Source organism: Niabella insulisoli (assembly GCF_039652435.2).
GTDB lineage: Bacteria > Bacteroidota > Bacteroidia > Chitinophagales > Chitinophagaceae > Niabella > Niabella insulamsoli.
Genome location: NZ_CP190246.1, coordinates 84,919 through 111,596, shown reverse-complemented (window position 1 = coordinate 111,596; position 26,678 = coordinate 84,919). Strand labels below are relative to the sequence as shown.

Here is a 26,678-nt window from a genome sequence, read left to right as displayed (position 1 = left end):
GAGCGCGTCTGCGGCGGCTATGCACCGGGCAACGGCTATTTTAGTTTTTCGAGAATGATTTCGTTGGTCTTTTTAGGATCGGCCTTTCCTTTGGTTCGCTTCATCACCTCGCCCACGAACAAAGCCAGGAGGCCTTTCTTTCCTTTTTTATAGGCAACAACTTTATCCGCCAATTGTTCTAAAACAGCATCCACAACGGGTTCCAGTGCAGAAGCGTCGGACTGCTGTATCAAATTGTGTTGCGCTGCCAACGCATCGGGTGCGGCGGTGGGGTTTTGAATTAGTAATTGAAAGAGCCGCGTTGAGGCCGTGGAAAAACTGAGTTTTCCGTCGTCAACGCATTTAATGAGCGCTGCAACTTGCGCCGGCTGCAAAACAAAGCCGGATATAGGTTGCGACTGCTCGTTTAAAAAACTCTTTACCGGCCCCAGCATCCAATTGGCAACTGCCTTATAATTTTGAGTGTGGCCGATCGCGGCTTCGAAATAATCGGCAACATCCTTTTCTTCCGTTAGCACCGTTGCGTCGTATTCTGACAAGCCGTATTGATGAATGTAGGTGTGAACGCGCTCAGCAGGCAGCGCGGGGATTTCAGCCCTGATCGACTCAATAAACTCACTTTTCAGGTCAAAGGGCGTCAGATCCGGATCGGGGAAATAGCGGTAATCTTCTGCATCTTCTTTATCTCTTATCGCAAAAGTGGTTCCGTTGTGGGCATCGAAGCTCCGCGTTTGCTGCCGGATGGTTTCGCCAGCTTCGAGCTTTTTAATAAGGCGTTGCGCTTCAAAATCGATCGCTCTTTTAACGTTTCTGATCGAATTGAGATTTTTTACTTCCACCTTGGTGCCCAGCTTTTCGTCGCCGCGTTTTCTTACAGAAATATTAGCATCGCAGCGCATGCTGCCTTCTTCCATATTACCATCGCAAACGCCCAGATAGCGCACCATTTTCCGCAGTTCGCTCACATAAGCAAAAGCTTCCTCGCTGCTGCGTAGATCCGGTTCGGTTACAATTTCAATAAGCGGCGTGCCCGCGCGGTTATAATCCACAGCCGTGTTCGATTCGTTGACATCGTGTAAACTTTTACCCGCATCTTCTTCCATGTGAATGCGGTTGAGCCTTACCTCTTTTTTTCCGGCTTCCGTTTTGATAGACACGTAGCCGTTTTTACAAATCGGGGTGGTGTGCTGCGAAATCTGGTAGCCTTTTGGCAGGTCGGGGTAAAAGTAATTTTTACGGGCAAAATAATTTTTTTGCTCAATCTCACAGTGACAGGCCAGGCCCATTTTTACCGCATGGGCGATGGCTTCGCGGTTCATTTTGGGTAAACTACCCGGGTGAGCCAGGGTTACGGGGCTAACATGGGTGTTGGCGTCGGCACCAAAAGCAATGCTGTCTCCACAGAAAAGTTTACTCTGAGTGAGTAATTGGGCGTGCACTTCAAGGCCAATCACCACTTCGTATTGTTCGCTTATTGTATTCATTTTAAGGCCGTAAAAATAAGCAGGAATTGCGACTTAAGCCGCAAAGCGCTCAGAATTGCTTTGTTAAAAACTGCGCGCAGCCTTTTACGGCGCAGTTGGCCGGGCGCTTTTGATAACATGCAAAAAAAGCCGGCAGCAATTATTGAGCTACCGGCTTGAGAAATCCTTCCTTACAACTTAACTTTTGCGGCTAACGCCGCGCCTAACAAAAACGAACTATCCAACAATCAGAAAATCAAATCCTTTTTATAATTCGGCAGTTTTTATCTTTTTACTTAAAGTAACATCAATGGTTTGCGGCCTGCCGTTTCTCTCTACCTTTAATTTCAACGTATCGCCGGCTTCGGCCTTTCTTTTTTCAGCTAAAAGATCGTTGGTTCCCTTTATGGCATTTCCGTTGGCCTCTTTAATAAGGTCGCCCTCTTTCAGCCCGGCCTTGTCGGCGTCCGATCCTTTGTCCACGCCAATTATTTTTACGCCGTCACCTTTTTCAACGTCCTGAATTTTAATACCTAAGGTAGGGCCGCCGGCCGGCAATCCATATCTAAAACTAAAATTATTTCCTCGGTTCTCGAAGTTCCGCGGAATGCGGGACATGAGTTCTTCCAGGTCTATTTCCGGAGCAGAATGATTCATATTGCCATTTCCACGCCATATCATCGCGGGGGCCGTCCATTTGGTAAGCGTCGCTGTTACGGTATGAGATTTTCCATCGCGTAAAAAAGTAATCGAAGCTTTGTCTCCGGGCTTTTTATCCTTCAGCGCGTCAGAAAGTTCGCTGGGCGTGCTAATCGCGTTGCCATCGACGGCCGTAATAATATCACCCTCTTTTAAACCGGCTTTTTCGGCAGCGGTTTCTTTGGCTACGTTCATCACTTTTGCTCCTTCATCCGACTTATCCGTGGTTACACCCAGCATCGCTTTGTTGGGCGAACGGTCGAACATCATATTAAAATTTTGACCCGCGTTGCCAACTTCCGGCGACCAGTTGAAGGTGTTAAGGTCTTTTATTTTTAAACGTTTCACCGTCACGTCCCCGTTTTCACCTTCTTCCAGCGGCTTGCCATTGAGCATAATTTTATCGCCATCGACCACGATATTAAGCTTTTCATCTGCCCCGTCTTTCTTTGTAATAATGATACGCTCGATGTTTTTATCGGCTTGTTGTTCCTGCGCATTTAGCAGGAAGGGTAATGCCAAGGCGGCTCCAATCAATATTTTTTTCATTTGTATTTTTTATTTAGTGAGATAGAAACTGATATGGTTCTAAACCAAGAACTACGTTAAGTTTCGTATTTCAAAGATACGGTAATGCGCCAAATACGAAGTGTTTCGGAATTGTTAAGATTTAGGTTCCTGGCTTTTTAGTTTGGTCAGCCGTGAGCCGCAGTTTTTGCAATACACTGCGTCTGCCGCATGGTCTTTGTTGCCACACCGTTCGCAAACCCGGTCGTCATTTTCCATGTCTTTATATTGGCGAACCAGCGAAGCAGACATGATACCTGTGGGCACGGCGATAATAGCATAACCCAGGATCATGATGAAGGAAGCGATAATTTTGCCCAGCGCGGTAGTGGGCGCCACGTCGCCATAGCCGACGGTGGTAATGGTGACAATGGCCCAATAAATACTTTGGGGGATGCTGTGAAAACCGGGATTGTGTTCGTATTCGAGCACATACATGACTGAACCCAAAAAAACGGTAAGCAACACAATGAAAAACAGAAATACCATGATTTTGCTGAAGCTTCGGATCAGCGCAAAAACCATATAGCGGCTTTCATCCAGGAAACGCACCATGCGGAAAATGCGGAACACGCGCAGCAGCCTGAAGGAGCGAATAATCATCAGCATATGCCAATTGGGTAAAAAGAATTCGGCATAGGAAGGCAAGATTGCCAGGACATCAATCACACCGTAAAAACTTTTTGCGTAGCGCCGCGCTTCTCTTACGCAGTAGAGGCGTAAGAGGTATTCGAATGTAAAGATCGCCATGAACACATAGTCGAGAATTCTGAAAACCTTGTCAAAGCCAATTGAAATGGGCTCCACACTCTCGAGGACAAGCAAAATAATATTTGCCAGGATAAGTATAAACAGGCCAATGTCAAACGCTTTCCCAGCCGGCGTATCACTCTGGAAAATGATGATATAAATCTTCCTTCTCAGCGTATGTTTCTGGTCAGGAATATTATGGTCCTGAAGCACATCGTGTTTATCTGGTATTAATCGTAAAAGTGACATACGGATTAAAGGTAAAAATTATGCATCAACTGTAGAGTATGAATATAGCGCACGCGCAAGCATTTATAATAAGTGTATATAAACCGTGTGCTGTAGAAGGTAAACCATGCTTATTACTGAAGCGCTTCTTGTGTTTTTGCTTTCATTAAAATAAGCCCATTCTAAAGATTTGAATTTCTTGCACTTAATCAATTTTTGAGAAAACAGGGTCATTCATCCCAAAAAAACATAGAAAATCTTCATTAAAAATTAGTACCTTAATTTCTATAACATTTCAACTCGATTGCTGAGCGCTTGCTGTATTAAACATTCTTAAATAGCTAACGATTTTTTATTACTAACCCAAATCAATTTCTATGACTATGAAATTAAGATGCTTGCTGGTGGGCCTTATTCTCCTGCTATGCAACGCGCGCCTCATGGCGCAAACACAGCCCGTTACCGGAAAGGTAACCAATGGCGAAGGTAACCCCATACCCAATGTTTCAGTCACGGTCAAGGGAAGCACGGTAGGAACGGTTACGGATGCCGACGGAACATATACCATCACCGCAAAGGTGGGGGATGTTATCAATTTTAGCAGTATTGGCTACGTACCGGCAAGCCTGACTGTTACCAGCTCCGGCAATGGAGACATGCAATTAACCTCTGAAGCAACCGACCTTCAGGACGTAGTGATTATCGGATACGGCACACAGCGTAAAAAAGACCTTACCGGATCGGTAGCCGTGGTGGATATGAAGGATCTTCAGAAGCAGCCTTCGGCGAGTCCAATAGAGGCTTTGCAGGGTAAAGCCACGGGCGTTCAAATTATTAATGACGGTGCGCCGGGCGCCACACCCCAAATTCGAATCCGGGGGTTTAGCACTATCAACAACAATGACCCCCTCTATATTATCGATGGGATGCCTTATGAAGGAAAACTAAGTTGGTTGAACGCCAACGACATTGAAAGTATGCAGGTTTTAAAGGACGCCTCCGCGGCGTCGATCTATGGTTCGCGAGCCAACAACGGCGTTGTTATTATCACGACGCGTAAAGGGATCAAAGGGCCGCCGAGGGTTTCGCTGGACATGTATTACGGAACGCAAAGGCCCAACAGGAGCCGGTTTCCGGATTTTTTAAACCCGCAACAGTTTGCGGAATATGTTTATCAGCGGTTTCGTAATGCAGGCGTTACTCCGGGTACAAGCGAAACCACCGGCGCCAACTATGGCACCAATTCCAGCGCCCCTTCGCTGCCTGAATATCTTGTAGCCGGCAATGTGTATGGACAAAATATCACAGCCTCCGATGCCGATCCTTCAAAATACAATTATGTAATGGATCCGGGCGAATTTTATCAAATTACAAAAGCCAACCAGGCGGGAACCAACTGGTTTGAAGAAATTACGCGAAACGCTCCGATGCAAAACTATCAGATCAGTGTTTTAGGCGGCGGAGAAAACTCAAACTACGCGTTGAGCGGCGGGTATTTCAAACAGGACGGCACTTTCAAGTATACCGGATTTGAGAGATACACCATTCGTAGTAATACCAGCTTCAAATTACTAAATGATAAAGTCACCATTGGTGAAAACATGCAATACTCTTATACTAAAGGCCAGGGCTTTGGCGTAAATGTGAACACAGCGGGGTCTTATCAGGGCGAGGGATCTCCAATTGGCTGGGCCTACCGTATCCAAACCATTATTCCTGTTTATGACATCATGGGCAACTTTGCGGGCACCAGGGGCGACAAAATGGGAAATGCCGATAACCCGCTGGCGGTGCTTTACCGGGCCAAAGATAATGTCAATAATAGCGGCCAGTTCTTCGGTAGTGCCTTTGCCGATATCCTGTTTGCAAAAGGGCTGAATTTTAGAAGTACTTATGGTGTGAGATACGAGACTTATGATGGAATATCGATAGGATACCCTAATCCGGAACGCTCGGAAGCAAGCTTTACCAACAACACGCTTGGGGAATATAGGGGCAGCGGTTCAGAGTGGACCTGGTCGAACACATTGACCTATAAAAACAACTTCAACGACCTACACAATCTTACCTTGCTGGCCGGCACGGAAGCGATAGAATCAAAATGGCGCCAGCTAGACGGCAACGGAAATGATTTTTTTGTTACCGGCGATCTTAATTATTATTATCTGGGCACGGCAGCTACTACCAGCGCAGGCAGCCAGGGGTCGGAGGGCGCGCTGTTCTCTGTTTTTGGAAGAGCCGATTATAACTACGATGACAGATATCTCGTATCGGCAACCTTACGCCGTGACGGATCTTCTAATTTCGGGCCGGACAACCGCTACGGCCTTTTTCCCGCCGGAAGTTTTGCCTGGCGCTTGTCGAATGAAAGCTTTATGAAAGCTACCCCATGGATCAGCGATTTAAAATTAAGGGCTGGTTATGGTATCACAGGTAACCAGCGTATCCCGTCTTTTCAGTTTTTGAGAAGATATGCATCCTCTATTAATGCTTCTTTCTACCCAATAGCGGGTGGCGGCGGCCTTTCCAGCGGCCTGTGGACTAACAGTTATGATAACCAGGCTGTGAAGTGGGAAGAACTAAAGTCGCTTAATATCGGACTGGATTTTTCATTTATGAATAATAAACTGGATGGGTCTATAGATTGGTTTGATAGAAGAACAAGCGGCGTGCTTTATCCGGTGCCCAAACCATCGGCGGCTGTAGGAACGGGTAGCTCTCCATTTATTAACTCTGGAGATATTCAAAATAAAGGCATTGAGTTTTCTTTGAATTATCACTACACCGGCGGCGGTAGCGATCCATTCAGGTTTGACGTAGGTGGTTTCTTTTCAAAATATACGAACAACATCATCCAATTGGCTCCAACCGTTTCACAGCAACCTTATCTGACGCTGCGCGGCGTTACCACCTCAGTTTTGAAAGCGGGTGCACCACTTGGCGCTTTCTACGGATACCAGGTAGCCGGCATTTATAAGGACCAAGCTGATATTGATAACAGCGCGGGATATGCCGGAGCCAGGGTCGGCGGGTTTAAATTTGCAGACATCTCAGGGCCGGATGGCGTGCCCGATGGCATTATTGATGGCCAGGATCGAACGGTAATTGGAAACCCACACCCCGATTTTATTTATTCCCTAAGCTTTAATGCATCGTATAAACGTTTCGACATCAACATGTTTTTTAACGGATCTCAGGGCAACGAACTTTTTGACCTCACCCGCCAATATACCGACTTTTATGCGTTTCCAGGAGCCGTAAGTACGCGCACGTTGAATGCCTGGGATCCGGTGAGTAACCCGGGCAGCATGATGCCTTCCGCAAGTTCCGCAGCTCCTACAATTGAGTATCAATCATCCAGCTATTATGTTCAGGATGGCAGTTTTTTCCGAATGAAGAATTTACAACTTGGCTATAACTTCCCGGTTGATAAAATGTTTGGTGGCTACATCTCTAATCTCCGCTTATACGTCAGTGCTTCCAATCTATTTATTATTACTCGTTATAGCGGTATGGATCCGGAAGTAAGCCAGTATTCATCAACATTCACTGCGCCGGGGGTGGATATGGGCATATACCCTGTTCCTCGTCAATATTTATTAGGCCTGAACGTTACTTTCTAATCTTTGATTTGATCCCTACAATGATAAAAATACTAAGACAAGAAATGAGCCATTAGAACCTTACATGCTGCAAAGCATGATTATTTGTCGAATGCCTTGTCTGCTGGCAGGCAGGTTATCTGACTAAAGAAAAAATTAAAAATTAAACAGATGAAAACAATACATAAAATAAGCATCGCCCTATTACTGACAGCAACAGTGCTGTCCTGCGGAAAAGGCTTCCTGGAAAAAAGTCCGCAAGGACAATTGACTGATGAGCAGGTGAGTAACACAAAAGGCGTGGAGTGGTTATTAATTGGTGCATATGGTTTAATGAACGGCAACCGCGACGGAACATGGGGCAATTACGCAGCCGCGCCAAGTCAATGGCTTTTTGGAGATGTGGCCGCAGACAATGCCCACAAGGGCAGCACGCTCTCTGACCAGGCGGTTATGTTTGACATTGAAAGGCATAACCCCATCAGTGTAAATGAACATTTGTCGACCATGTGGAATAATTATTATGAAGGAGTTACCCGGTGCAACACCACCCTTCGGCAGCTGAAAGCCGTGCAGGAAGCCGGAGGCAGCGACGTATTCACCAGCGAAAGAGCGAAGGAAATTGAAGCAGAGGCCAGAATGTTGCGCGGACACTACTATTTTTTCCTTTGGAGAGTATTTAAAAATATTCCCTACATCGATGAAACGATTTCTACCGCCGATGCAGCAAGTGTTCCGAACAACGTTGATGTCTTACCTAAAATAGAAGCAGATTTTTTATTCGCTTCTCAAAATCTACCAACGGATAAGCCGCTTGGAGAAGTGGGAAGAGTTGACGCGATAGCGGCAAAAGCCTATCTCGGAAAAGTGTACTTATACGAGAAAAAATTTCCTGAAGCCTTAGTCGTGCTTAAGGAAGTCATTGCAGCAAAACCAAATCTGGAAACCCTTCCTTTTTTAGACAATTTTGATATAAACACTGAGAACGGGCCCGAGTCTATTTTCGCCGCCCAACACGCGATTGATCCGGACGGTACCGGAGATAATGGAAATGTCGGCGACATGCTTGCCGGATTGTATGGGTCGGCGCCGGTGTCTTGTTGTGGCTTTTTTAATCCGAGTTTCGATTTGGTCAACGCTTACCGGGTAACTCCCGCAGGATTGCCCATGTTGGATAATTCCTTCAGGACAAACCCTTACAAATCAGACTTCGGTCTTACCGGCGCAGATAAAACCAATTATTCGGTAGATAAAACCATTGCGTTTGATCCCAGGGTGGACTACACCGTTGGAAGAAGAGGCGTGCCTTATCACGATTGGGGAGTAATGCCCGGGGACGGCTGGCTTCGCGACCCCGCGTTCGCCGGCCCCTTTGTCGGCTATAAGCAAATGATCGACCAGGCCGACTTTACCGGCAATGTATCCTCTACCTCTTCTATCACCGGACTAAATGTAAATATCATCCGACTGGCCGACGTCTATCTAATGGCGGCGGAATGCGCGGCCGAAACAAACGACCTGCCCTATGCTTTGGCGCGGGTAAATAATGTTCGGAACAGGGCGGCCAAATTACCCTTTAAAAAGATAGATGGCGTAAATGCGGCGGCGTATAAGGTAAGCCCTTATGGCAGTTTTCCTACTAAAGAATATGCCTTGAATGCCATCCGCTTTGAGCGGCGACTGGAACTGGCGTTAGAAGGCCATCGATTCTTCGATTTAGTGCGATGGGGAATTGCCAAAGAATCATTAGAAGCTTTTTCAGCTTTTGAAGGAAGCATCATTAGTTCTTACGCCGGGCTCAGCTTTGAAGAGAAAGACACTTACTTTCCCATTCCGCAAGATCAGATAGATCGAAGCGCTGGCGCCTTAACACAAAACCAAGGGTACTAAAAAACCTGTAACTTTTTATTAAAAAGAGGATATCGCTTTTTACGATATCCTCTTTTTCGTCATACAAACATCTCAATCTTTCTACAACAATGCTTTCACTTTTTCTATCACCTCTTTTAGTTGGCTGGCATCCTGGCCACCAGCAGTTGCCAGCGTTTTTTGCCCGCCGCCGCCGCCTTTAATGAGCGGGGCGATATGTTGCTTGATCAGCTGCCCGGCGTCGAGCGACCTGGCGGCAACCACATTATCGGCAATACTCACGGCTACAAAAGGCTTACCGCCAATATTTGCGCAGAGCACTACAACAAAATCTTTCAAATGATTTTTAAGATCACCGCATAGCTTTTTCAAAGCATCGGCGTTGTTTACTTCGACTATATCGCCAATAAAATTCACCTGGTTGATGATCTCATCTTTTTGTAACAATTCATTTCTGATACCCACCAATTCCCGGGCCTCAAGGCGCTCAACTTTTTTCTCTAATGCCGATTTTTCGGTAATTAATTTTTCAATGGCATTTAGCGGATTTGCCGATTTAAGCAACTCCGAAAGCTGTTTGTAGGCCGCAATTTTATCGCTCATAAAACGAAAAGCGGCGGCGCCCGTTACCGCTTCAATACGACGCACGCCGGCGGCCACGGCCGATTCTCCGGTTATCAAAAACAACCCGATCATGCCCGTTTGCGGCACATGGGTTCCCCCGCAAAGCTCTACCGAAAAATCGGTGCCGGCAGTAACCACGCGAACCTCGTCTGCATACTTTTCGCCAAACAGCGCCATCGCGCCTAATTTCATCGCCTCGTCCTTGCGCATTTCTTTAATAACAACCGCCAGGTTCTCGCGGATTTTTTGGTTCACAATCATTTCAACCTGCCTTAACTCTTCGTCTGTGATTTTCGAAAAATGAGACAGATCAAACCGCAACATATCTGGTGAAACAAGCGATCCTTTTTGTGCAACATGGGCGCCCAACACCTGGCGCAAAGCCGCATGTAGCAGGTGAGTCGCCGTATGGTTGTAGGTGATATTTAATCGCTTTTCAAAGTCAACAATGGCGTTTACCTCACCGCCCGGGTTGGCCGGCAAGCGGTCCGTAAAATGAATGATCAGGTCGTTCTCCTTTTTAGTGTCGGTAACGGCGATGGTTTCGCCTTCGACAACCAGTTGGCCCTTATCACCGACCTGGCCGCCGCTTTCCGCATAAAAGGGCGTCGTTTCTAAAACCAGCTGGTATTGTTCTTTATTCTTTGCTTTTACTTTACGATACTTCGTAATGCGGGTCGTAATATTCAAATCGTCATAGCCTACGAATTTGGAAGGCTGGTCTTCGGCCACCAGTACCCAATCTGCCGTATCCACCGCCGTAGCTGCGCGCGAGCGGCTTTTTTGCTGCAACATCTCGGCATCGAAACCCGCTTCATCTACAGTAAAGCCATTTTCCGCTGCAATCAACCGTGTCAAATCAGCGGGGAAACCGTATGTGTCATATAACTCAAACGCTTCTTTACCACTGATTATTTCAAATGGGCGAAAGTTGAGATCATTTTTGCCGACAGCATCCTTTATTGTTTCCTCAAAATTATACCGCGAAATCGAGTTTTTATTAATTAAAAAAAGATTAGGAAGTTCATAGGATTGGAAGGTTTGGGGAATAGATTCAATAATAATCTTCAAATTATTACTCTTTAACCCAAAATCAATTTTTAATGTTTTTTGGCTCAAATTTTTAACAGGTCGATCTTCCCAAAAATCTATTTCGTTTGACAATAGAAAATTCTTCAGCCTATGCTTAATTGCATTTTTGCTGTAAAGTAAATCATCTATCCGTTTTAAACCATCGCTAAGGGTTCTTAAAAAAGACTCCTCTTCTTCTTTAATAACTTTTTCTACAAAAACAAGCTGATGCGTTAGCTCTGGAAAAACCGTTGCAAATTGTGCAGCAATAACCGGTGTTAATTGATGTAATAAAGGCCGTTTGTAGTTTAAAAAAGCGTAGTAATACCTAACAGCGCGGCGCAGAATTCGGCGTATTACATAACCAGCCCCATTGTTGGAAGGCAACTGCCCGTCGGCAATGGCAAAACTGATAGCCCGAATATGATCAGACAGAACACGAAATGCAACAGCCTCCCGCCATTTTATTAAACTTGGCTGATAGGAACTTTTATCTTCTTTCTCGTAATAAGCGTTTGCTGGATATTCTTTCCCCGTAATTTTTTCTATTTCGGCTATGGTGCCGGTAAAAACATCCGTGTCGTAGTTACTGCTTTTTTTCTGCAACACCCTCACAAGCCGCTCAAAGCCCATACCTGTATCAACATGGCGGGCAGGCAACGCTTCGAGGCTGCCGTCTTTTTTTCGGTTGAATTGAATAAACACATTGTTCCAGATTTCGATGACCTGCGGGTGGTCGGCATTTACCAAGGTTTTGCCATCCACATTTTGACGTTCATCATCGGGGCGGCAATCCACATGTATTTCGCTACAAGGGCCGCAAGGGCCGGTATCGCCCATCTCCCAAAAATTATCTTTCTTATTCCCTTTTAAAATACGTTCCGGCGCGATCCATTTCGCCCATTCGTCATACGCTTCCTGATCAAAAGGAAGTCCTTCGCCTGCATCGCCTTCAAAAACCGTCACATATAGCCGGTCTTTCTCTATTTTATACACTTCTGTAAGCAGTTCCCAGCTCCAGGCAATGGCTTCCTTTTTAAAATAACCTTCTTCCGGACGGTCGGGGTTGCCGAAACTCCAGTTGCCCAGCATTTCAAACATCGTGTGATGATAGGTGTCAACACCTACTTCCTCCAGGTCGTTGTGCTTACCGCTTACCCGAAGGCATTTTTGAGTATCGGCCACACGAGCATAATCGCTTTTTTTATTCCCCAGAAAATAATCTTTAAACTGGTTCATGCCCGCATTCGTAAACATTAATGTGGGGTCGTTTTTCACCACAATAGGCGCCGAGGGCACAATTTGATGATTTTTACTTTTGAAAAAATCAAGAAAGGTCTGTCTTATTTCGCTGCTGGTCATCATATCTTTTTAAGGCTGGCAAAGATAGTTATATAAATAATGTGTGATGCCGCAAGGGCGCTTCACTTTCAACTCAAAGTAAACCGTTTATAGAAATAGTCGTTCAAATACGGCCCTCAAATGGTAAATTCGCTTTTCTTAAAAAAGATTTTAATACCAATTCAAATGATGCAAAGAAATTTGACCCTGGCCTTTTTGTTTTTGTTAGGCCTACAAATGAGCAGCTGCGCACTTCAGAAAAAAAATAAAAAAAGTACGCCCGCCGCTTCGGCAGCCAAAACAGACACCACCAAAAAAGCAGTGGTTGGCCCTCCCGGCCAGCCGAAACCTTATAAGGAAGTAATTACCTCCAAGGCGGTTACCGAAAAAGGCATGTTTGACGTTCATAAGATTGACAATAAATACTATTTCGAAATTCCGGATACGCTGTTTGAACGCGATATTTTGGTGGTTGCCCGGCTTTCCAAGGCAGCGGCCGGCTTTCGCACGGGGGCAAGCTATGCAGGCGACCAGATCAACTCGAATACCATTCGCTTTGAAAAAGGGCCCAACAACCGCGTTTATTTAAAACGTATGTCTTTTCAGGAACTGGGTCGCGACAGCACAGAAGGGATGTACCGCAATGTAATGAACAGCAATATTCAACCCATTGGCGCCTCGTTTGAAGTAAAAGCCTGGTCGCCCGATAAAAAAGGCGCCGTTATAGAAGTGACGGATTATATCAACGGCGACAACGATTACTTCTTCTTTTCGCCGGTTGTGAAAAAAGTGCTGGGCCTTGGCGGCCTGCAGGCAGATAAATCTTACATACAGGCGGCAAAACCTTATCCGGCCAACCTGGAAATCAAAACCGTAAAAACCTACACGCAGACGCCGGTATCGCGCCCCGGTACGCCGCCCAACCCGTACGCGGTAAGCACGCCCGTAACTTTTGAACTGAACACGTCGCTGGTGTTGCTACCCAAAGTGCCCATGCAACCGCGCTTTTTCGACGATCGTGTTGGCTATTTCACGACGCAAAGCATCACCGACTTTGATGTAAACCCGCAGGGTATTGATAAATACAGGTATATCGCGCGCTATCGCCTCGAGCCGAAAGAGGCCGATATTGAAAAATACAAAAGAGGCGAGCTGGTGGAGCCTAAAAAGCAAATCGTTTATTATATCGACCCAACCACGCCGAAAAAATGGGTGCCCTATCTTATTCAGGGCGTAAACGACTGGCAGGTGGCTTTCGAAAAAGCCGGATTTAAAAACGCCATTGTGGGTAAAATGGCGCCTACCTACGCCGAAGACAGCACTTTCAGCCTGGAAGATGCGCGTCATAGTGCAATCGTTTATAAACCCTCTGACATTCCAAATGCCAGCGGGCCCAATGTGCATGATCCGCGCAGCGGCGAAATCATGGAAAGCCATATCAATTGGTATCATAATGTGATGAGCCTTGTGCGCAATTGGTATATGATTCAGACAGCCGCTGTTGATCCGAGAGCGCGAAAAATGGAATTTGACGACGAATTGATGGGACAACTCATCAGATTTGTAAGCAGCCACGAAGTGGGACATACGCTGGGTTTAAGACATAATTTCGGCTCTTCTTCAACTGTTCCGGTGGAAAAATTAAGAGATAAGGCCTGGGTAGAAGCGCACGGCCACACACCTTCGATTATGGATTATGCCCGCTTCAACTATGTGGCGCAGCCGGAAGATCATATTGCCGAGAAAGGCCTTTTCCCGCGTATTGGAGACTATGATACCTGGGCGATCGAATGGGGCTATCGCTGGTATCCTCAGGCAAAATCGGCCGACGATGAAGTGGCTTTGCTCAACAAAATCACAATTGAGCAGTTAAAAAATCCACGCCTTTGGTGGGGCGATGGCGAGAGCAACCGCGAAGACCCGCGCAGCCAGACAGAGGACCTCAGCAATAACGCCATGAAGGCAAGCTCTTATGGAATTAAGAACCTGCAACGCATTGTCGTAAACCTGCCGGAATACACGAAACAATCGAATAAAGACTATACCAATCTGAATACGATTTACAACGAAGTAGTATCTCAGTTTGTGCGCTATACCGGCCATGTGGCCCGTAATATCGGAGGAATTGAGCGCACGCCGAAGCGAATTGAACAAACAGGAGCTGTTTATGCGTTTACGCCAAAATCTACGCAGGTAGACGCGATGAACTGGTTGAAGAACAATGTGTTTAGCACCCCGTTCTGGCTTGTTAAAAACGACTACGCCACCCTCACCGGTCAAGAACCTTTATCGGTTGTGGCGAAAGTGCAGGACAGGGCTTTAGGCGAACTGATCAACCCCGGAACGCTGAGCCGTTTAATCAGGTTTCAGGCGGCTTCCGGCGGCAGCGCTTATACACCTGATGAAATGCTCCAAACGCTGCGGCGTGCAGTATTTGCAGAATTGCCCGGTAGAAAAACAATCGATATTTATCGCAGGCAGCTTCAAAAAGCAACAGTTGAAAAATTAATAGCGCTGGCCAATCCGTCCAAACAGGAGCAGGCCGCTCTTGGAAAAGACCTCGAAATTAATTTAGTAAACAGCGATATCATGTCTGTAGTAAAAGGACAACTGCGTACCTTAGCTTCAGAAATGAGAAGCGCGGCCGGAAGCTACCGCGATGCCGCTTCAAAAAATCATTTGCTCGACTTGCAGGATCGCATCAAGCAGGCGCTCGAACCCAAGTAAAATTTGAAATATTTCGTTCTTAAGCGATGGCCCCGGGTCATCGCTTTTTTTTGTAAATGCCCGCAAATAAAAAAAGGTCCTTCCGTAGAAACGGACTGACCTCTAACGATTGCTTGCCATATGAAAATCTTAGAAAAATAAAATTCGTGTCAAACGCCTCAAATCATAATCACAATGTAAAAATACGCTATGCCGAAATGTTTGCATATCCAATTTCTAACGATTACATGGATACCAAATGCGTGCCAAACTTGACAAAGCCTTTATGTATCAAGCGATTTGAGGTTATTTTTTAGTTATATCCAACAGAATTTCTTGTTTTATTTATCAGAAGATCTATTTTTGTTTGAATGCCGAAAAAACCAAGTGATATATTATTTCAGCTGATCCTTTCGCTGGAGAAAGCAGAAAAACGGCATTTTAAATTATATATCCGACGCAGTTCGGGCAATGAAGATCTAAAAATTATCCAACTCTTCGATGTGTTGGATAAAATGGAGACTTACGACGAAAAAATCATTCTTAAAAAGATGAAAAACGTCACGAAACCCCAGCTCTCCAATTTAAAATCTCACTTATACAAAGAGTTGCTGGCGAGTTTACGGCTACTAAAAAGCAATGATAGCCTCGATTTGCAGTTGAACGAACTTTTTGATTCGGCCCATATCTTATATAAAAAAGGTCTTTTTTTTCAAAGCCTGCGCGCCATTGACAAAGCGAAGGAAGTTGCGAAACTCAATCAGAAATTTTTCTTTCTGCCCTTATTGATTTCCCTGGAAAAAAGGATCGAGGCGCTCAACGTAACCGACACTTTTAAAAACCGTATCGATCATCTTTCTGAAGAAGCTAATGAAGCCAATCAGAAACTGAATATGATCACGCGGCTGTCTAATCTGTCGCTACAGATGTACGGCTTTTTTATTGCCAACGGTCATGCGCGCAATGAAGATGAAGAAGATAAGGTGAAGAAATTTTTCAGGCAATCGCTGCCATCGGGATCGGCGCAGCAGGAAGGCTTTTATGAACGGCTTTACTATTATCAATCCTACACGTGGTATGCCTTTATACGGCAGGATTTTTTGCTCTATTACCGCTATGCTCAAAAATGGGTAGATCTTTTCAAGGAAAAATCGAACATGATGCGCGTAGAAACCGGGCATCTTATCAAAGGCTATCATAGCCTGCTTAATGCGCATTTTGACCTGAGAAACTATGCCGCGTTGAAACGTGTGTTAAAAGAGTTTGAAGAATTTTCTCAAACCAAGCGGGTTCAGGATAATGAAAACTTCACGGTGCAGTCTTTTGTTTACATCGCGGGCGCCAAAATAAATTTTTATAATATCACAGGGCTTTGCAGCGAGGGGTTGAAGGAAATTCCGCAAATCGAAAAAAAGATGGCGGAGTACGATCTTTTTCTCGACAAGCACCGCGTGATGGTGATTACTTACAAAATCGCGCTCTTGTATTATTTGTCCGGCGATTACAGTACCTGCATTGATTATCTCCAAAAAATCATCAACGATTCGTCGGAACTGCGTACTGATTTGCAATGTTATTCGCGATTAATGCATTTGCTGGCGCATTATGAGTTGGGGAACCTAGAGCTGATGGATTCGTTGACAAGATCGGTTTTCCGCTATATGTCAAGAATGAAAAACCTGACTATTATTGAGCAGGAAATCTTCCGGTTCTTACGCAACTCTTTCAAATTTACAACGCGGCAACTAAGGCCCGAGTTTGAGCATTTTCTCGAAAAGGTAAAACACCTCGAAGGCAACCGGTTTGAAACAAGATCGTTGGCCTATCTCGATATTATTTCCTGGCTGGAAAGTAAGGTAGCCGGCCGGCCAATGCAGGAAATCGTTTATAATAAATATTTGAAAAGCAAGCGCCGGCTGGGCGAAGCAGCAGCCACCTCGCTCCCATAGTCTGCGATCATCAAGCGGCTACACATCGCCGGGTGCGCTCACGCATGATAGCGATCGCTTCCTCTCTGTTTTGAAACATACCGTCAATATTCACAAGATTATCGGCCAGTTTATGATATTTCTTTGTCATTAAATATACAAACACGTGTAGATAGTGAATGCCGTCAAAAACGATGGCTTTTTTCTGCGCAAATTCTTCCTTTCTTTTCCAAAACTCACCCGGCATTTCGGTGTAATGCATCCCCGGACGAAGATGGTGAATGATATGATAACCATCATTCCAGCAAACATGGTTATATTTTGTATTGATACAATTGATGGAGTTGGTAAAAATATTATCGGGGTTGGAACGATCGATGAAAGAATGTTGCGTCCAGTTGCCCAGCATCATTACAAACCTTGCAAAAAGGAGCGGAATTACAAAGACAACCAGCGTTGCCTTTAAATTGATAAAGCACATCACAATGCAAAATAAAATATACAACCATTCGCCCCAGGTGAAATTGGTGTACAGCTTTTTTCTTTTTCGTTTGTACAAATATTCAAACGTTTCCTTAAATCCTAATAAAATAAAATTAATAAAATAAGCAAGAAAGCTCTTAAAACTGTCGCGCTGATAAAACATAGTGCTGCTCGAATCCTCTTCGGTATTGTTTTCTACGTGGTGCATTCCCAGGTGGTGGCTGAAATACCCTTCCGGCGCGTGGCCAAACAGCGGGCAGATGATCCAGGTGATATAAGCGTGCGCCTTGCGCTGGATACCGGGCTTAAACGTTTTGCGATGACAAAGGCAGTGGAACATTAACCCAAACCTTCCTTTAAAATAAAATTGCGCCACATAAAAATAACCGATCGCTACCAACCACCAAGCCCAGCCCTGCAATAGGTTGGTGAAAAGCAGCACAGCCACCGGCACCACCGTTAAATGTATAATTGTAAGTAAGTGTATAAACGGCAGATCGCGTTTATCATTCATATATTTAAGCCAAAACCTGTCGTAGCTTGTCGGTCGGTAACTGGTATTATAGGTGGGATCTGTAAGCTGTTGTAATGGCTTCATTATATATAAAATTATTTTTTAAAAAAGTGGGAAAGCTATTGGCCTCCATCGAATGGCCGTAATGTACAGTTAATTCATTGCACTTCCTTGATATATATGTTAAATAAATTGGCATAAAATGCCATTTGTAAATTAAAACGTACCTTTGCGCCATTAGTTTGAGTTATTTGTCCGGTTGTAAACACCCTTCTCCTCTCATTTTCTGTTTACAAGTTTGTCATTTCCTCGAATGCTTTCATCACTTTGTTCTGTATGTAAAGCAAACATTCATTTGTCGAAAGCCGGATTCAGTGGATATTCTGGCGCATAAAGCGCATGCGGATTTTTCAGAATTTACACGCTCAATAACAGTTTAAAAAATAGAAAAGTATGGATGTAACATCAATTGAGAAGTTTTTAGATTCGAAAAGTGCAAACCCCAAAGTCGTGAATGTACACTTTAAGGACAGGTCGACCATTACCGGGGTTTTTGTTGAACTGAGAGATTATGACGAATTAAAGGCGAAAAACTTCTGGCGTGTTGTCAATGTGAAAAACCTGGAACAGTGGGAGAAGCGGAAGGACGTGGAACTCTCGCGTTTATTTAATGGCGCTTCTTTTACAAGGTTGAGCGCTCCAACAAAATAAATTATGAACTTAAACAGATTATTTAAAACATATTTAAACAACTAAATTTTTTAAATGGGAGAAACCTGGAATAAAAGAGAAAGAGAACAGAAAAAAAGAAACGCTAAAAAACAAAAAGCGGAAAGAAAATTAGAACGGAAAGAAAATACTGACAAAGGCAAAAGCCTCGATGAAATGATGGCCTATGTCGATGAAAACGGAAATCTTTCGGAAACCCCTCCTGATAAGAATGTGAAGCGATCGCAATATATTCCTCCTACTGTTGCCAACAGCAACGAATTAAACCAGGTAGAAAAAACGCGCATTGGCGTTGTCACTTTTTTTGATACCGGCAAAGGCTATGGTTTTATCAAGGACAGCGAAACCGGCGAAAGTATTTTCGTGCATGTGAATTCGTCATCAGTTCAATTGAGCGAAAACCTTAAAGTGTCTTTTGAAATTCAAAAAGGACCACGGGGATTTGCAGCAGCGAACGTGCAGCAAGGCTAATAATAAGTCAGGATTAGAATACTAAGATTTGTAAAAGATTTGTTAGGAAATTGATTTATCAAACCTGGCAAAGCTATTGGTATAGTTGTTGGGCCACTCTTTAAAAGAAGTGGCCTTTTAATTTGGGCGGACTTCATTTATTTATACACCCTCAAAACACTTTATTATGAAAACACATGAAGCATGTATCAGCGCCCTGAATGATTTAATTAAGATTAATAACGACCGGATTGAAGGCTATCAAAAAGCAATTGATGAGTTGAACGAAGGACAAGACTTTGATCTGAAAACTTTGTTTACAAGGATGACCATGGAAAGCGAGCAGTATAAAGCCGAACTGGCAGATATGGTGCGCTCCTATGGCGGCGAAACCGCAGATGGCTCAATGCTGAGTGGTAAACTTTATCGCGCGTGGATGGATCTGAAAGCTTTCTTCTCGGGCGGCAGCCGGGAGGCTGTTCTAAAAAATTGCGAAGCGGGAGAAGACGCCGCGCAGAAAGCGTATCAAATGGCGCTCGACGACGAAGATGTAATGGCAGCTACGAAAGAACTTATCGCCCAACAAAAACGGGCATTAAAATCATCACATGATGAAATTAAAGCGTTGCGCGATGCTGTCACCTTCTAACAGCATTAACTGAAACTCATTTAAAAAGCCGGATTTTCTCCGGCTTTTTTATTGCCAAAAATTTTTTTCCCGCGGCCTGTAACATTTATCGGCTCACTGCGATTTACAATTGAAGCTCGTATAAAAAAGCCATGCTTGTTGTTTGGCTTTCACCGCCCGAATTCTGTTGTTCGCCGGTATTTTAAAGGCTGTTGGCCAATATGTATTTGCCCTGAAGACCGCTGTGGGCGTATGTTTGTCAAACAATAAACGAAATATATAAAAATCAATAAAATGAAAAACTTACTCTTTTCAGCAGTTATCTTCTTAGCCCTTTCTTTAAGCGCTGCCGCTGCCCCCGCCGAGCCCGTTAACGAAAAAGTTCAGAAAACCTTTAGCATGCTCTTTAAAGACGCGGACGATATCCGTTGGAGTAGCAGAGGCAATCTATTCGAAGCATTTTTCATCATCGACGGCGTGCAATCGCGCGCTACCATCGACAGTAAAGGCAACCTGATTCAAACCATCCGTTATTACAGCGAAGACCTGTTGCCCGCCAATGTTCTTTTTAATATAAAAAAGACCTATAAGTCCAAGGAAATATTTGGCGTAACAGAAGTGAGCAACCATCTGGGTGTGAATTATCGCATCATCTTAAAAGATGATAAGCATTATACTCATATTAATGCCAACAACCAGGGCGAATCGGAAATAGTGGCTAAATATAAGAGAGGCGACAAATAATTGTGGACATAGGAATGCCGGAAAAATTTTTCTCATGTAAAACAACGGAGGGGATATTCTTATCTTCTCCCTTTTTATTTTTAACAGCAACACCTTGGCATCGCCCCAAAAATGATATCTTTAACCCCGACGGTGACGTTGCTCTGCTTAAAGTCCTCGCCGCGATATCACACTTTAAATTACGATTTCTTATTGTTAAAATAAAATTTTATGAGGCTGCTCCTTAATTCGCTTTTTATTTTTTTTGCCGGCGCGCTCTTTTCCGGTTCGCTAAGAGCCCAATCCAACATGGCTTCAAAACGCCCCAACATCGTGTATATTATGAGCGACGACCATGGCTATCAGGCGATCAGCGCCTACGGCTATGGTTTGAACCAAACGCCTCATATTGATCAGTTGGCAAAGGAGGGCATTCTTTTTACGAGAGCTTCTGTCACCAACTCGCTCTGCGCTCCCAGCCGCGCGGTTCTTTTAACAGGCAAGCATAGTTTTATCAATGGAAAAATTGATAACATGGCGCGCTTCAATTGGGACCAGGATAATTTCGCAAAAAGGCTTCAGCAAAATGGCTACCAAACGGCGTTAATCGGAAAAATCCACATGGACGGCCTTCCGCAGGGGTTCGACTACTCGGCGGTGCTGATCGATCAGGGGCAATACTACAATCCTGATTTTATCATCAACGGAAAAAAACAGCAGCTCGCTGGTTATGCCACCGATTTAACCACCGATATGGCGATCGACTGGATCAAGAACCGCGACAAGGATAAACCTTTTTGCCTGCTCTATCACCAAAAAGCGCCGCACCGTGAGTGGTTGCCTGCCCTACGCCATATTCAGGCTTATACCAACATGAAATTTAAAGAGCCTCCAACGCTTTTCGACGACTACGCCGGCCGTGGCACCGCGGCCAAAACGGCTGAAATGAATATTCTGAAACACATGAACTGGGCCGGAGACAACAAAATACCACCGGCGATGATGGATGAATTGGGATTGAAAGAGTATATGAACTGGGACAAAGCGGCGTACAATAACAATCTGGGCAGAATGACGGCTGAAGAACGCGCGCGCTGGGACAGCGTTTATAATCCGATAATGGAAAAGTTCAAAACCGATTATCCAACTATGAGCCAGGCCGACCTGATGCGCTGGCGTTATCAGCGCTACATGCAAGACTACCTGGGAACCGTAGCTGCAGTCGACGACGGTGTGGGCCAGATGATGGATTTTTTAAAGAAAAACGGCCTTGATGAAAATACAATTGTCATTTACACTTCAGATCAGGGATTTTATATGGGCGAGCACGGCTGGTTTGATAAAAGATTTATTTATGAAGAATCGCTGAGAACACCGCTGATCGTGCGATATCCGAACGAGATACCGGCTGGCCAGCGGTCGGATGCGCTGGTGCAAAACCTCGACTTCGCACCCACTATTCTTGATTATGCAGGCGTGTCGGTTCCGAAAGACATGCAGGGCGTTTCTTTTAGAAAGCTTGTATCCGGCAAGAATAAAAAATGGAGAGACGCCGTGTATTATACCTATTACGAATATCCGTCGATACATATGGCCAAACGGCATTATGGCATCCGGTCAGATCGGTATAAATTAATTCATTTTTATTATGATGTTGATGAATGGGAATTGTACGATCTTGCAAAAGACCCGCAGGAAATGAAGAACGTTTACGCTGATCCGGCTTATGCTTCCGTCCGGAAAATGATGCATCGAAAGCTAAACAAACTGCGCAAACAATATAAAGATTCCGACGAAAACGATCAGCGCTTCCTGCCCAAAAACGCTAAAAAAGGATAGTATTATTTTCCCGTTTTAAAAAAACGCCTTTTGCTGCTGCTGGCCGGAAGTAGCGGCCTTATCGCTTCGGCACACTCCACCGGCAGGTCAGATTCGAGAATATCGGCGCCCATCTGAAAGGTTTGCCGATAAGCTTCACCACGGTCTGAAGCCGCTTCAAGCTTGTCATATACAGGCGCGGCAGAGATCATGCACATCACATTCCTTTGGTGCAGCAAACGAAACATCTGATCGTTTTCCTTTTTATTCTCGGACCCGATATAGGCAATCATATTGTGCCAGGGGATACCAGCCGCCTCGTACGCTTCGAGCACTTGCGGCGTTTTTACAAATGCCGACATCATCCTGTCTTTATCGCTGTTGTAGTAAAAAAGCGCCTGTTCCGCATTATGCACAGTAACCATGACAAAAGCGCCGGCGTTATTTTTTTGAATGATGCGCTCAGTCATCGCCGGCGGAACATCTTTCTTATCCAAGTTAAGAATGGTTTTACCACGCGCCCACCGAATGGCTTCTTCCAAGGTGGGAATGCGGTACGGCGTTATCTTGCCGTCCTTATCTTTCAATCGTAGTTTTTTTACTTCTGCCCAGGTATAATCAGCTAATTTGCCTGTCCCATTAGTGGTTCGGTCCAGGGTCGCATCGTGTAATAAAACAACCACACTGTCTTTCGTCAACCTTGGGTCGATTTCGAAAAAAGCCGCCGTATGCTTCAATACATATTCAAAGGCCTCGATTGAATTCTCCGGATAACCAGGAATATGGCATCCCCGATGGCCGCTGATAAGCGGGATGTCGCGGCCCGTATATTTAAAAAAATCTTTTAGTTGCTTCGGGGAATTTATGGCAATGGTATGCAGGTTTTCCTGCGCCCAACCTGTGGTTGCAAAAGGTCCCAGAAGAACTAACATCATCAAATAAAGATAAAACCGCATGCTATTTAAGTTTAGTGTTGAGATGTTCTAACGTAAAAATACCTTCGGCATCCAGGGTAAAAAAGGTTATCGACGAGTTGTGCTGCACCAGCTGGCGGTAATTCCTTAAAGGCATGCCGAGCTTGTAGGCCATGTAAAGCCGGTTGACACCGTTATGCGCCGTTACTAAAATTGTTTGGCCCAGGTGCCGGTCGGTCATCTCATTAAAAAATGCATTCATACGATCGACAATCTGCCGGCCGGTTTCACCTGTTGCTCCAGCTTTAGCGATTTCGGGATCGCGGTTCCAGGCCTCCCAGCTTTGAGGGTCTGCCGCTATAAACTCGGCTCTTGTTTTTTGTTCCCATTGGCCAAAATCGGCTTCAATCAACCGATCGTCGGTGACCACTTTTTGGTTCGATGCGATTTCGGCGGTGGTACGCGCTCTCAGCAGCGGCGACGCATAGACCGCATCCATGTGAATATTTTTAAGTTGCTCCCGCACCTGCTCCGCCTGCTCTATTCCAAGATCTGTAAGCGGTATGTCGGAGCGGCCACAATACCTGTTATTATCAGCATTCCAGGCGGTTTGGCCATGTCTTAGCAGATACACTTTTAATAGTTGCTGATCACTCATGAATATATTGTTTGCTTTTTAGATGTTCCGTAAACTTTTGATAACGCTCTTCATAAGGGCCTACCCATTTTTTTGTGGGATAAATACTTTTCTCCGGTTGAATCATAGCCCCGGCGGCAGAACAAATCGAGTCAAAATAGGTTTTCGATGCGCCTGCAATGGCTGCTCCAACAGCTCCTGAAACATTTTTCATTTTATAAACAGGCAGGTTTAAAACGGCGCTTCTTATTTTCAGCCATATATCGCTATTGCTGCCGCCACCGGCCGAAAATATATTTGATATCTGCTCTCCCGAAAGTGATCGTATTCTTTCAAACGCAAACCTTTCCATGTACGCAACCCCTTCCATGCAGGCTAGAAACTTTTCAGCTAAACTAAGGCCTTCGGGAATAAACCCTTTCGCAGCGGGCGCTACAAAAGGAAATCGTTCGCCCACTCCCATCAAGGGCCAGGCCAAATATTTTCCGGGAATTATCTCCGCCGCAGCCGTAGAAAGCTGGCTGAGGTCGGATGCTGCAAAAAGAGCGCTCACCCAATCTGCCCCCGTATTACTTGCTCCGCCCGGCATCCAAAACCCATCGGGATGGCGATGGCAATAGAGCGCCCCTGCCGGATCTTTTATTTCCTGTTGAGAAACCCCTTTGATTACAAGCGTTGTTCCGATCGTTGTATTCCAGTCGCCAAGATTCACGGCGCCGGAGGCCACCTGCGACGCGCAGCCATCGGTCAGCCCTGCTGTGACAATCACTTGTTCTGACAAACCAAAAGCCTTTGCCCATTCTGTCCGCAGATATCCGACAGGCGTGCCCGAAGGAACCACCTCCTGCAACCATTCGCGGCGAATACCCAATACCGATTGCAGATATGCCGGCCATCGGCATGCATGCAAATCATAACCAGACTTTAGTGCGTTTGTATAATCCGTTACATCGAAATTGCCGGTCAAATTGCCTGTTATAAAATCTGCCGCATGGATAAACTTTCCCAGGCGTTCTACCTTTTGCGGATCGTTTTTGAGGAACCAGCACATTTTAGGTAATCCGCAGGAAGCATTAAAAGCGGAGAACCCTGTGGCACCGGCGCTTATAGCAGCCTCGCTACAACGGGCCGCTTCGGCAGCGGACCGCTTATCGCTATACATAATCGCAGGATGTATCGGCTTATTACTTTTGTTAACCGGTATGATTGTTCCGGAGGTAGACGTAACGCCAATTGCTTTTACCTGTCCGAGATTTATCTGCGCGGACGCCTCTTTGCAAAGCAATCCTGTCAAGCGAAAACATACGCGCCACCACATATCCGGGTTCTGCTCCTGCCTCGAAGACGGTGTTAACTCAAAAACTTCTTCCCTGGCGGCGAGTTGCACGCCCGCCTCATCGATCATCACTACGCGGGCGCCCTGGGTGCCGATGTCCATTCCTATAAAATAGTTCTTCTTCATATACCCGGGGCATCCGTATTTTTAAATGCTGCTCTTGTCTTTTTCCAGGTTTCAAATATTTCCTGATACTTTTCAAGCCATTCCGGCTGTGGCGCCACCGCTTCAACCTGCTGATCAGCAATGTTTGTTTTGAGACCGAGCGCCTGGTTACAAATCATCGCACCGCCCACCGCCGAGGCCTGCTCGAAGCCCTGCCGTACCAATACTTTTTTATTGATTGTGTTGGCTATCGCCTGCCGTAGCGCACGGCTTTGCAAGCCGCCGCCGCAAGCCCAGATGTAATCGACCTCGTGACCTGATAAGGTTTTTAGCACTTTATAATTGGAGGCAATAGAAAAAGCAATATCGAGCAACGTGGCCCAAACAAATGAACTGCGTGAAAGCTCATGCGACACCGGAACGGGAAAAACAAAACCGCCGTTCAACAAGGGTTTGCTTTCGCTGGCGATAAGCGACCCCAGCGACGCCTGGCAAAGCGTCTGAGGCTGATCGCCCAACTCCTGCTCAATCACATCGTAGCTTTCATTAGGATAAAACACTTCTTTCAGCCGTTGATAGTTTAAGCCCGTGACGCCGGCATTTGCTTCAAAAATAAACCGCTTTGGATCGATGTCCCGATTGGTCCAGGTGCGCCGCTTTTCATCCGTAATGTAATCATCAACAATTTTTACAATGGGGGTCGTAGTTCCTGACACAATAACAATATCGTCGACTGAAGGCTGTGTGCTCTTAATAGCCAGTTGCGTATCGCCTCCGCCCACTACCACTATTGCTGATTTGTCAATGCCCCATTGCGCGGCAAGGCCCGGTAAGATTGGGCCATATGTTTCCGCGGAAGTAATCAACCGAGGGCAATAGGAACTCGGTAAATCAAATAACTTCAAAAGTGTTTCGCTCCAGGTGCCCGCGGCTACGTCGTAGAGTAATGTTTCAGACGCCTGCGAATGTTCATAGGCAGCGACGCCCGATAATTTAAAGGCGGCCCAGTCGCTGATGCTGAGAAAGTAACTGCATTGTTGCCAAAGATCAGCGCGCCGGCGGCGGATGCCTTCCAGCTTATAAGCGGAAAAAAGAGAAGTGGGGTAACGCCCGGCCAATTGATACACTTGGTTCTTATCGGCAATTTTGTCTTCCCATTCACGTCCGCGATGGTCGATATTGGGCAAGCCGGTCAATGAGCGCCCGTCAGCTGATATCAATACAATTCCTTCTCGCTGGCTGGTGGTGGTAATCGCCTTTATGTTTATCGCGCCCGCTTGTTTTAATGCTAATGCGGCAAGACCGGTAATTTGACGCCACAACTGATCGGGTTCAAAATAAATGGCATCCTTATATAACTCATCCCTTATATACCGGATATCGCCGCGCGCAACACCGAGAACGGCTCCTGTGGCTGATACCACCGCCACTCTCACATTTCCTGTCCCGATATCAACAACGATATATGCTTCTTTTTTATTCATCCTTTTATA

18 protein-coding genes are annotated in these 26,678 nt (G+C 45.4%); 9 read left to right on the top strand and 9 right to left on the bottom strand.

All coding sequences use genetic code 11. From position 1 onward, the window contains the following. Window positions 1–35 precede the first annotated feature (35 nt). The 3 genes from gatB to ABDK00_RS00470 all read right to left on the bottom strand — a co-directional run bounded on the left by gatB (window position 36) and on the right by ABDK00_RS00470 (window position 3,728). On the bottom strand, window positions 36–1,484 hold the full coding sequence (gene gatB / locus ABDK00_RS00480; protein ID WP_346237541.1) for an Asp-tRNA(Asn)/Glu-tRNA(Gln) amidotransferase subunit GatB: 1,449 nt from the start codon (window positions 1,482–1,484) through the stop codon (window positions 36–38). A gap of 246 nt (window positions 1,485–1,730) precedes the next feature. After that, window positions 1,731–2,711 carry a PDZ domain-containing protein gene (locus ABDK00_RS00475; RefSeq protein WP_346237540.1) on the bottom strand — a complete coding sequence of 327 codons (981 nt, stop codon included), beginning with the start codon at window positions 2,709–2,711 and terminating at the stop codon, window positions 1,731–1,733. A 114-nt stretch (window positions 2,712–2,825) separates the two neighbouring features. Then, window positions 2,826–3,728: an ion transporter gene (locus ABDK00_RS00470; RefSeq protein ID WP_346237539.1), complete on the bottom strand. Its 903-nt coding sequence runs from the start codon at window positions 3,726–3,728 to the stop codon at window positions 2,826–2,828. A 362-nt stretch (window positions 3,729–4,090) separates the two neighbouring features. Here ABDK00_RS00470 and ABDK00_RS00465 point away from each other — a divergent pair, with 362 nt between their 5' ends. Further along, entirely contained in the window at window positions 4,091–7,330 is a 3,240-nt protein-coding gene (locus ABDK00_RS00465; protein WP_346237538.1) for a TonB-dependent receptor, read from the top strand. 150 nt (window positions 7,331–7,480) lie between these two features. Next, window positions 7,481–9,199, top strand: a complete 1,719-nt coding sequence (locus ABDK00_RS00460) for a RagB/SusD family nutrient uptake outer membrane protein (protein ID WP_346237537.1) — start codon at window positions 7,481–7,483, stop codon at window positions 9,197–9,199. A gap of 81 nt (window positions 9,200–9,280) precedes the next feature. On the opposite strand, the gene alaS is transcribed toward ABDK00_RS00460, so the two are convergent. After that, on the bottom strand, window positions 9,281–12,238 hold the full coding sequence (alaS, locus tag ABDK00_RS00455; RefSeq protein WP_346237536.1) for an alanine--tRNA ligase: 2,958 nt from the start codon (window positions 12,236–12,238) through the stop codon (window positions 9,281–9,283). Window positions 12,239–12,400: 162 nt separating this feature from the next. Between alaS and ABDK00_RS00450 the strand changes: the two genes are divergently transcribed. Together ABDK00_RS00450 and ABDK00_RS00445 are read left to right on the top strand one after the other, a co-directional pair. After that, window positions 12,401–14,941 carry a zinc-dependent metalloprotease gene (locus ABDK00_RS00450; RefSeq protein ID WP_346237535.1) on the top strand — a complete coding sequence of 847 codons (2,541 nt, stop codon included), beginning with the start codon at window positions 12,401–12,403 and terminating at the stop codon, window positions 14,939–14,941. Between the two features lie 350 nt (window positions 14,942–15,291). Next, on the top strand, window positions 15,292–16,869 hold the full coding sequence (locus ABDK00_RS00445; protein ID WP_346237534.1) for a hypothetical protein: 1,578 nt from the start codon (window positions 15,292–15,294) through the stop codon (window positions 16,867–16,869). A 10-nt stretch (window positions 16,870–16,879) separates the two neighbouring features. On the opposite strand, the gene ABDK00_RS00440 is transcribed toward ABDK00_RS00445, so the two are convergent. Next, entirely contained in the window at window positions 16,880–17,929 is a 1,050-nt protein-coding gene (locus tag ABDK00_RS00440) for a fatty acid desaturase (protein ID WP_346237533.1), read from the bottom strand. 369 nt (window positions 17,930–18,298) lie between these two features. Between ABDK00_RS00440 and ABDK00_RS00435 the strand changes: the two genes are divergently transcribed. The 5 genes from ABDK00_RS00435 (at window position 18,299) to ABDK00_RS00415 (ending at window position 22,214) form a co-directional block, all read left to right on the top strand. Next, a complete protein-coding gene (locus ABDK00_RS00435) occupies window positions 18,299–18,556 on the top strand; it encodes a short-chain dehydrogenase (protein WP_346237532.1) in 258 nt (85 codons plus the stop codon). 54 nt (window positions 18,557–18,610) lie between these two features. After that, window positions 18,611–19,045: a cold shock domain-containing protein gene (locus tag ABDK00_RS00430; protein WP_346237531.1), complete on the top strand. Its 435-nt coding sequence runs from the start codon at window positions 18,611–18,613 to the stop codon at window positions 19,043–19,045. A gap of 166 nt (window positions 19,046–19,211) precedes the next feature. After that, entirely contained in the window at window positions 19,212–19,673 is a 462-nt protein-coding gene (locus tag ABDK00_RS00425) for a PA2169 family four-helix-bundle protein (RefSeq protein ID WP_346237530.1), read from the top strand. 273 nt (window positions 19,674–19,946) lie between these two features. Continuing rightward, window positions 19,947–20,396 carry a hypothetical protein gene (locus tag ABDK00_RS00420; RefSeq protein ID WP_346237529.1) on the top strand — a complete coding sequence of 150 codons (450 nt, stop codon included), beginning with the start codon at window positions 19,947–19,949 and terminating at the stop codon, window positions 20,394–20,396. A 210-nt stretch (window positions 20,397–20,606) separates the two neighbouring features. Then, window positions 20,607–22,214 carry a sulfatase gene (locus ABDK00_RS00415; protein ID WP_346237528.1) on the top strand — a complete coding sequence of 536 codons (1,608 nt, stop codon included), beginning with the start codon at window positions 20,607–20,609 and terminating at the stop codon, window positions 22,212–22,214. A gap of 2 nt (window positions 22,215–22,216) precedes the next feature. On the opposite strand, the gene ABDK00_RS00410 is transcribed toward ABDK00_RS00415, so the two are convergent. From ABDK00_RS00410 to ABDK00_RS00395, 4 genes are read right to left on the bottom strand one after another with little or no spacing between them, the layout of a single operon-like run. Further along, window positions 22,217–23,128, bottom strand: a complete 912-nt coding sequence (locus tag ABDK00_RS00410; protein WP_346237527.1) for a glycerophosphodiester phosphodiesterase family protein — start codon at window positions 23,126–23,128, stop codon at window positions 22,217–22,219. Between the two features lie 22 nt (window positions 23,129–23,150). After that, entirely contained in the window at window positions 23,151–23,765 is a 615-nt protein-coding gene (locus ABDK00_RS00405; protein ID WP_346237526.1) for a histidine phosphatase family protein, read from the bottom strand. Continuing rightward, window positions 23,758–25,206 (bottom strand): FGGY-family carbohydrate kinase, encoded by a 1,449-nt coding sequence (locus ABDK00_RS00400; protein WP_346237525.1) that lies wholly within the window; start codon window positions 25,204–25,206, stop codon window positions 23,758–23,760. Before ABDK00_RS00400 ends, ABDK00_RS00405 begins: the two co-directional genes overlap by 8 nt. After that, window positions 25,203–26,669 (bottom strand): FGGY-family carbohydrate kinase, encoded by a 1,467-nt coding sequence (locus ABDK00_RS00395; RefSeq protein ID WP_346237524.1) that lies wholly within the window; start codon window positions 26,667–26,669, stop codon window positions 25,203–25,205. The genes ABDK00_RS00400 and ABDK00_RS00395 overlap by 4 nt, the downstream gene beginning before the upstream one ends. Window positions 26,670–26,678 lie beyond the last annotated feature (9 nt).

Bases quoted from the DNA above. Each gene is read 5' to 3' on its own strand.
- ABDK00_RS00425 (WP_346237530.1), top strand. From the start codon at position 19,212: ATGAAAACACATGAAGCATGTATCAGCGCCCTGAATGATTTAATTAAG.
- ABDK00_RS00445 (WP_346237534.1), top strand. From the start codon at position 15,292: ATGCCGAAAAAACCAAGTGATATATTATTTCAGCTGATCCTTTCGCTG.
- ABDK00_RS00400 (WP_346237525.1), bottom strand. From the start codon at position 25,206: ATGAAGAAGAACTATTTTATAGGAATGGACATCGGCACCCAGGGCGCC.
- ABDK00_RS00465 (WP_346237538.1), top strand. From the start codon at position 4,091: ATGAAATTAAGATGCTTGCTGGTGGGCCTTATTCTCCTGCTATGCAAC.
- alaS (WP_346237536.1), bottom strand. From the start codon at position 12,238: ATGATGACCAGCAGCGAAATAAGACAGACCTTTCTTGATTTTTTCAAA.
- ABDK00_RS00395 (WP_346237524.1), bottom strand. From the start codon at position 26,669: ATGAATAAAAAAGAAGCATATATCGTTGTTGATATCGGGACAGGAAAT.
- ABDK00_RS00415 (WP_346237528.1), top strand. From the start codon at position 20,607: ATGAGGCTGCTCCTTAATTCGCTTTTTATTTTTTTTGCCGGCGCGCTC.
- ABDK00_RS00450 (WP_346237535.1), top strand. From the start codon at position 12,401: ATGATGCAAAGAAATTTGACCCTGGCCTTTTTGTTTTTGTTAGGCCTA.
- ABDK00_RS00470 (WP_346237539.1), bottom strand. From the start codon at position 3,728: ATGTCACTTTTACGATTAATACCAGATAAACACGATGTGCTTCAGGAC.
- ABDK00_RS00420 (WP_346237529.1), top strand. From the start codon at position 19,947: ATGAAAAACTTACTCTTTTCAGCAGTTATCTTCTTAGCCCTTTCTTTA.
- ABDK00_RS00435 (WP_346237532.1), top strand. From the start codon at position 18,299: ATGGATGTAACATCAATTGAGAAGTTTTTAGATTCGAAAAGTGCAAAC.
- ABDK00_RS00430 (WP_346237531.1), top strand. From the start codon at position 18,611: ATGGGAGAAACCTGGAATAAAAGAGAAAGAGAACAGAAAAAAAGAAAC.
- ABDK00_RS00410 (WP_346237527.1), bottom strand. From the start codon at position 23,128: ATGATGTTAGTTCTTCTGGGACCTTTTGCAACCACAGGTTGGGCGCAG.
- ABDK00_RS00460 (WP_346237537.1), top strand. From the start codon at position 7,481: ATGAAAACAATACATAAAATAAGCATCGCCCTATTACTGACAGCAACA.
- ABDK00_RS00440 (WP_346237533.1), bottom strand. From the start codon at position 17,929: ATGAAGCCATTACAACAGCTTACAGATCCCACCTATAATACCAGTTAC.
- ABDK00_RS00405 (WP_346237526.1), bottom strand. From the start codon at position 23,765: ATGAGTGATCAGCAACTATTAAAAGTGTATCTGCTAAGACATGGCCAA.
- gatB (WP_346237541.1), bottom strand. From the start codon at position 1,484: ATGAATACAATAAGCGAACAATACGAAGTGGTGATTGGCCTTGAAGTG.
- ABDK00_RS00475 (WP_346237540.1), bottom strand. From the start codon at position 2,711: ATGAAAAAAATATTGATTGGAGCCGCCTTGGCATTACCCTTCCTGCTA.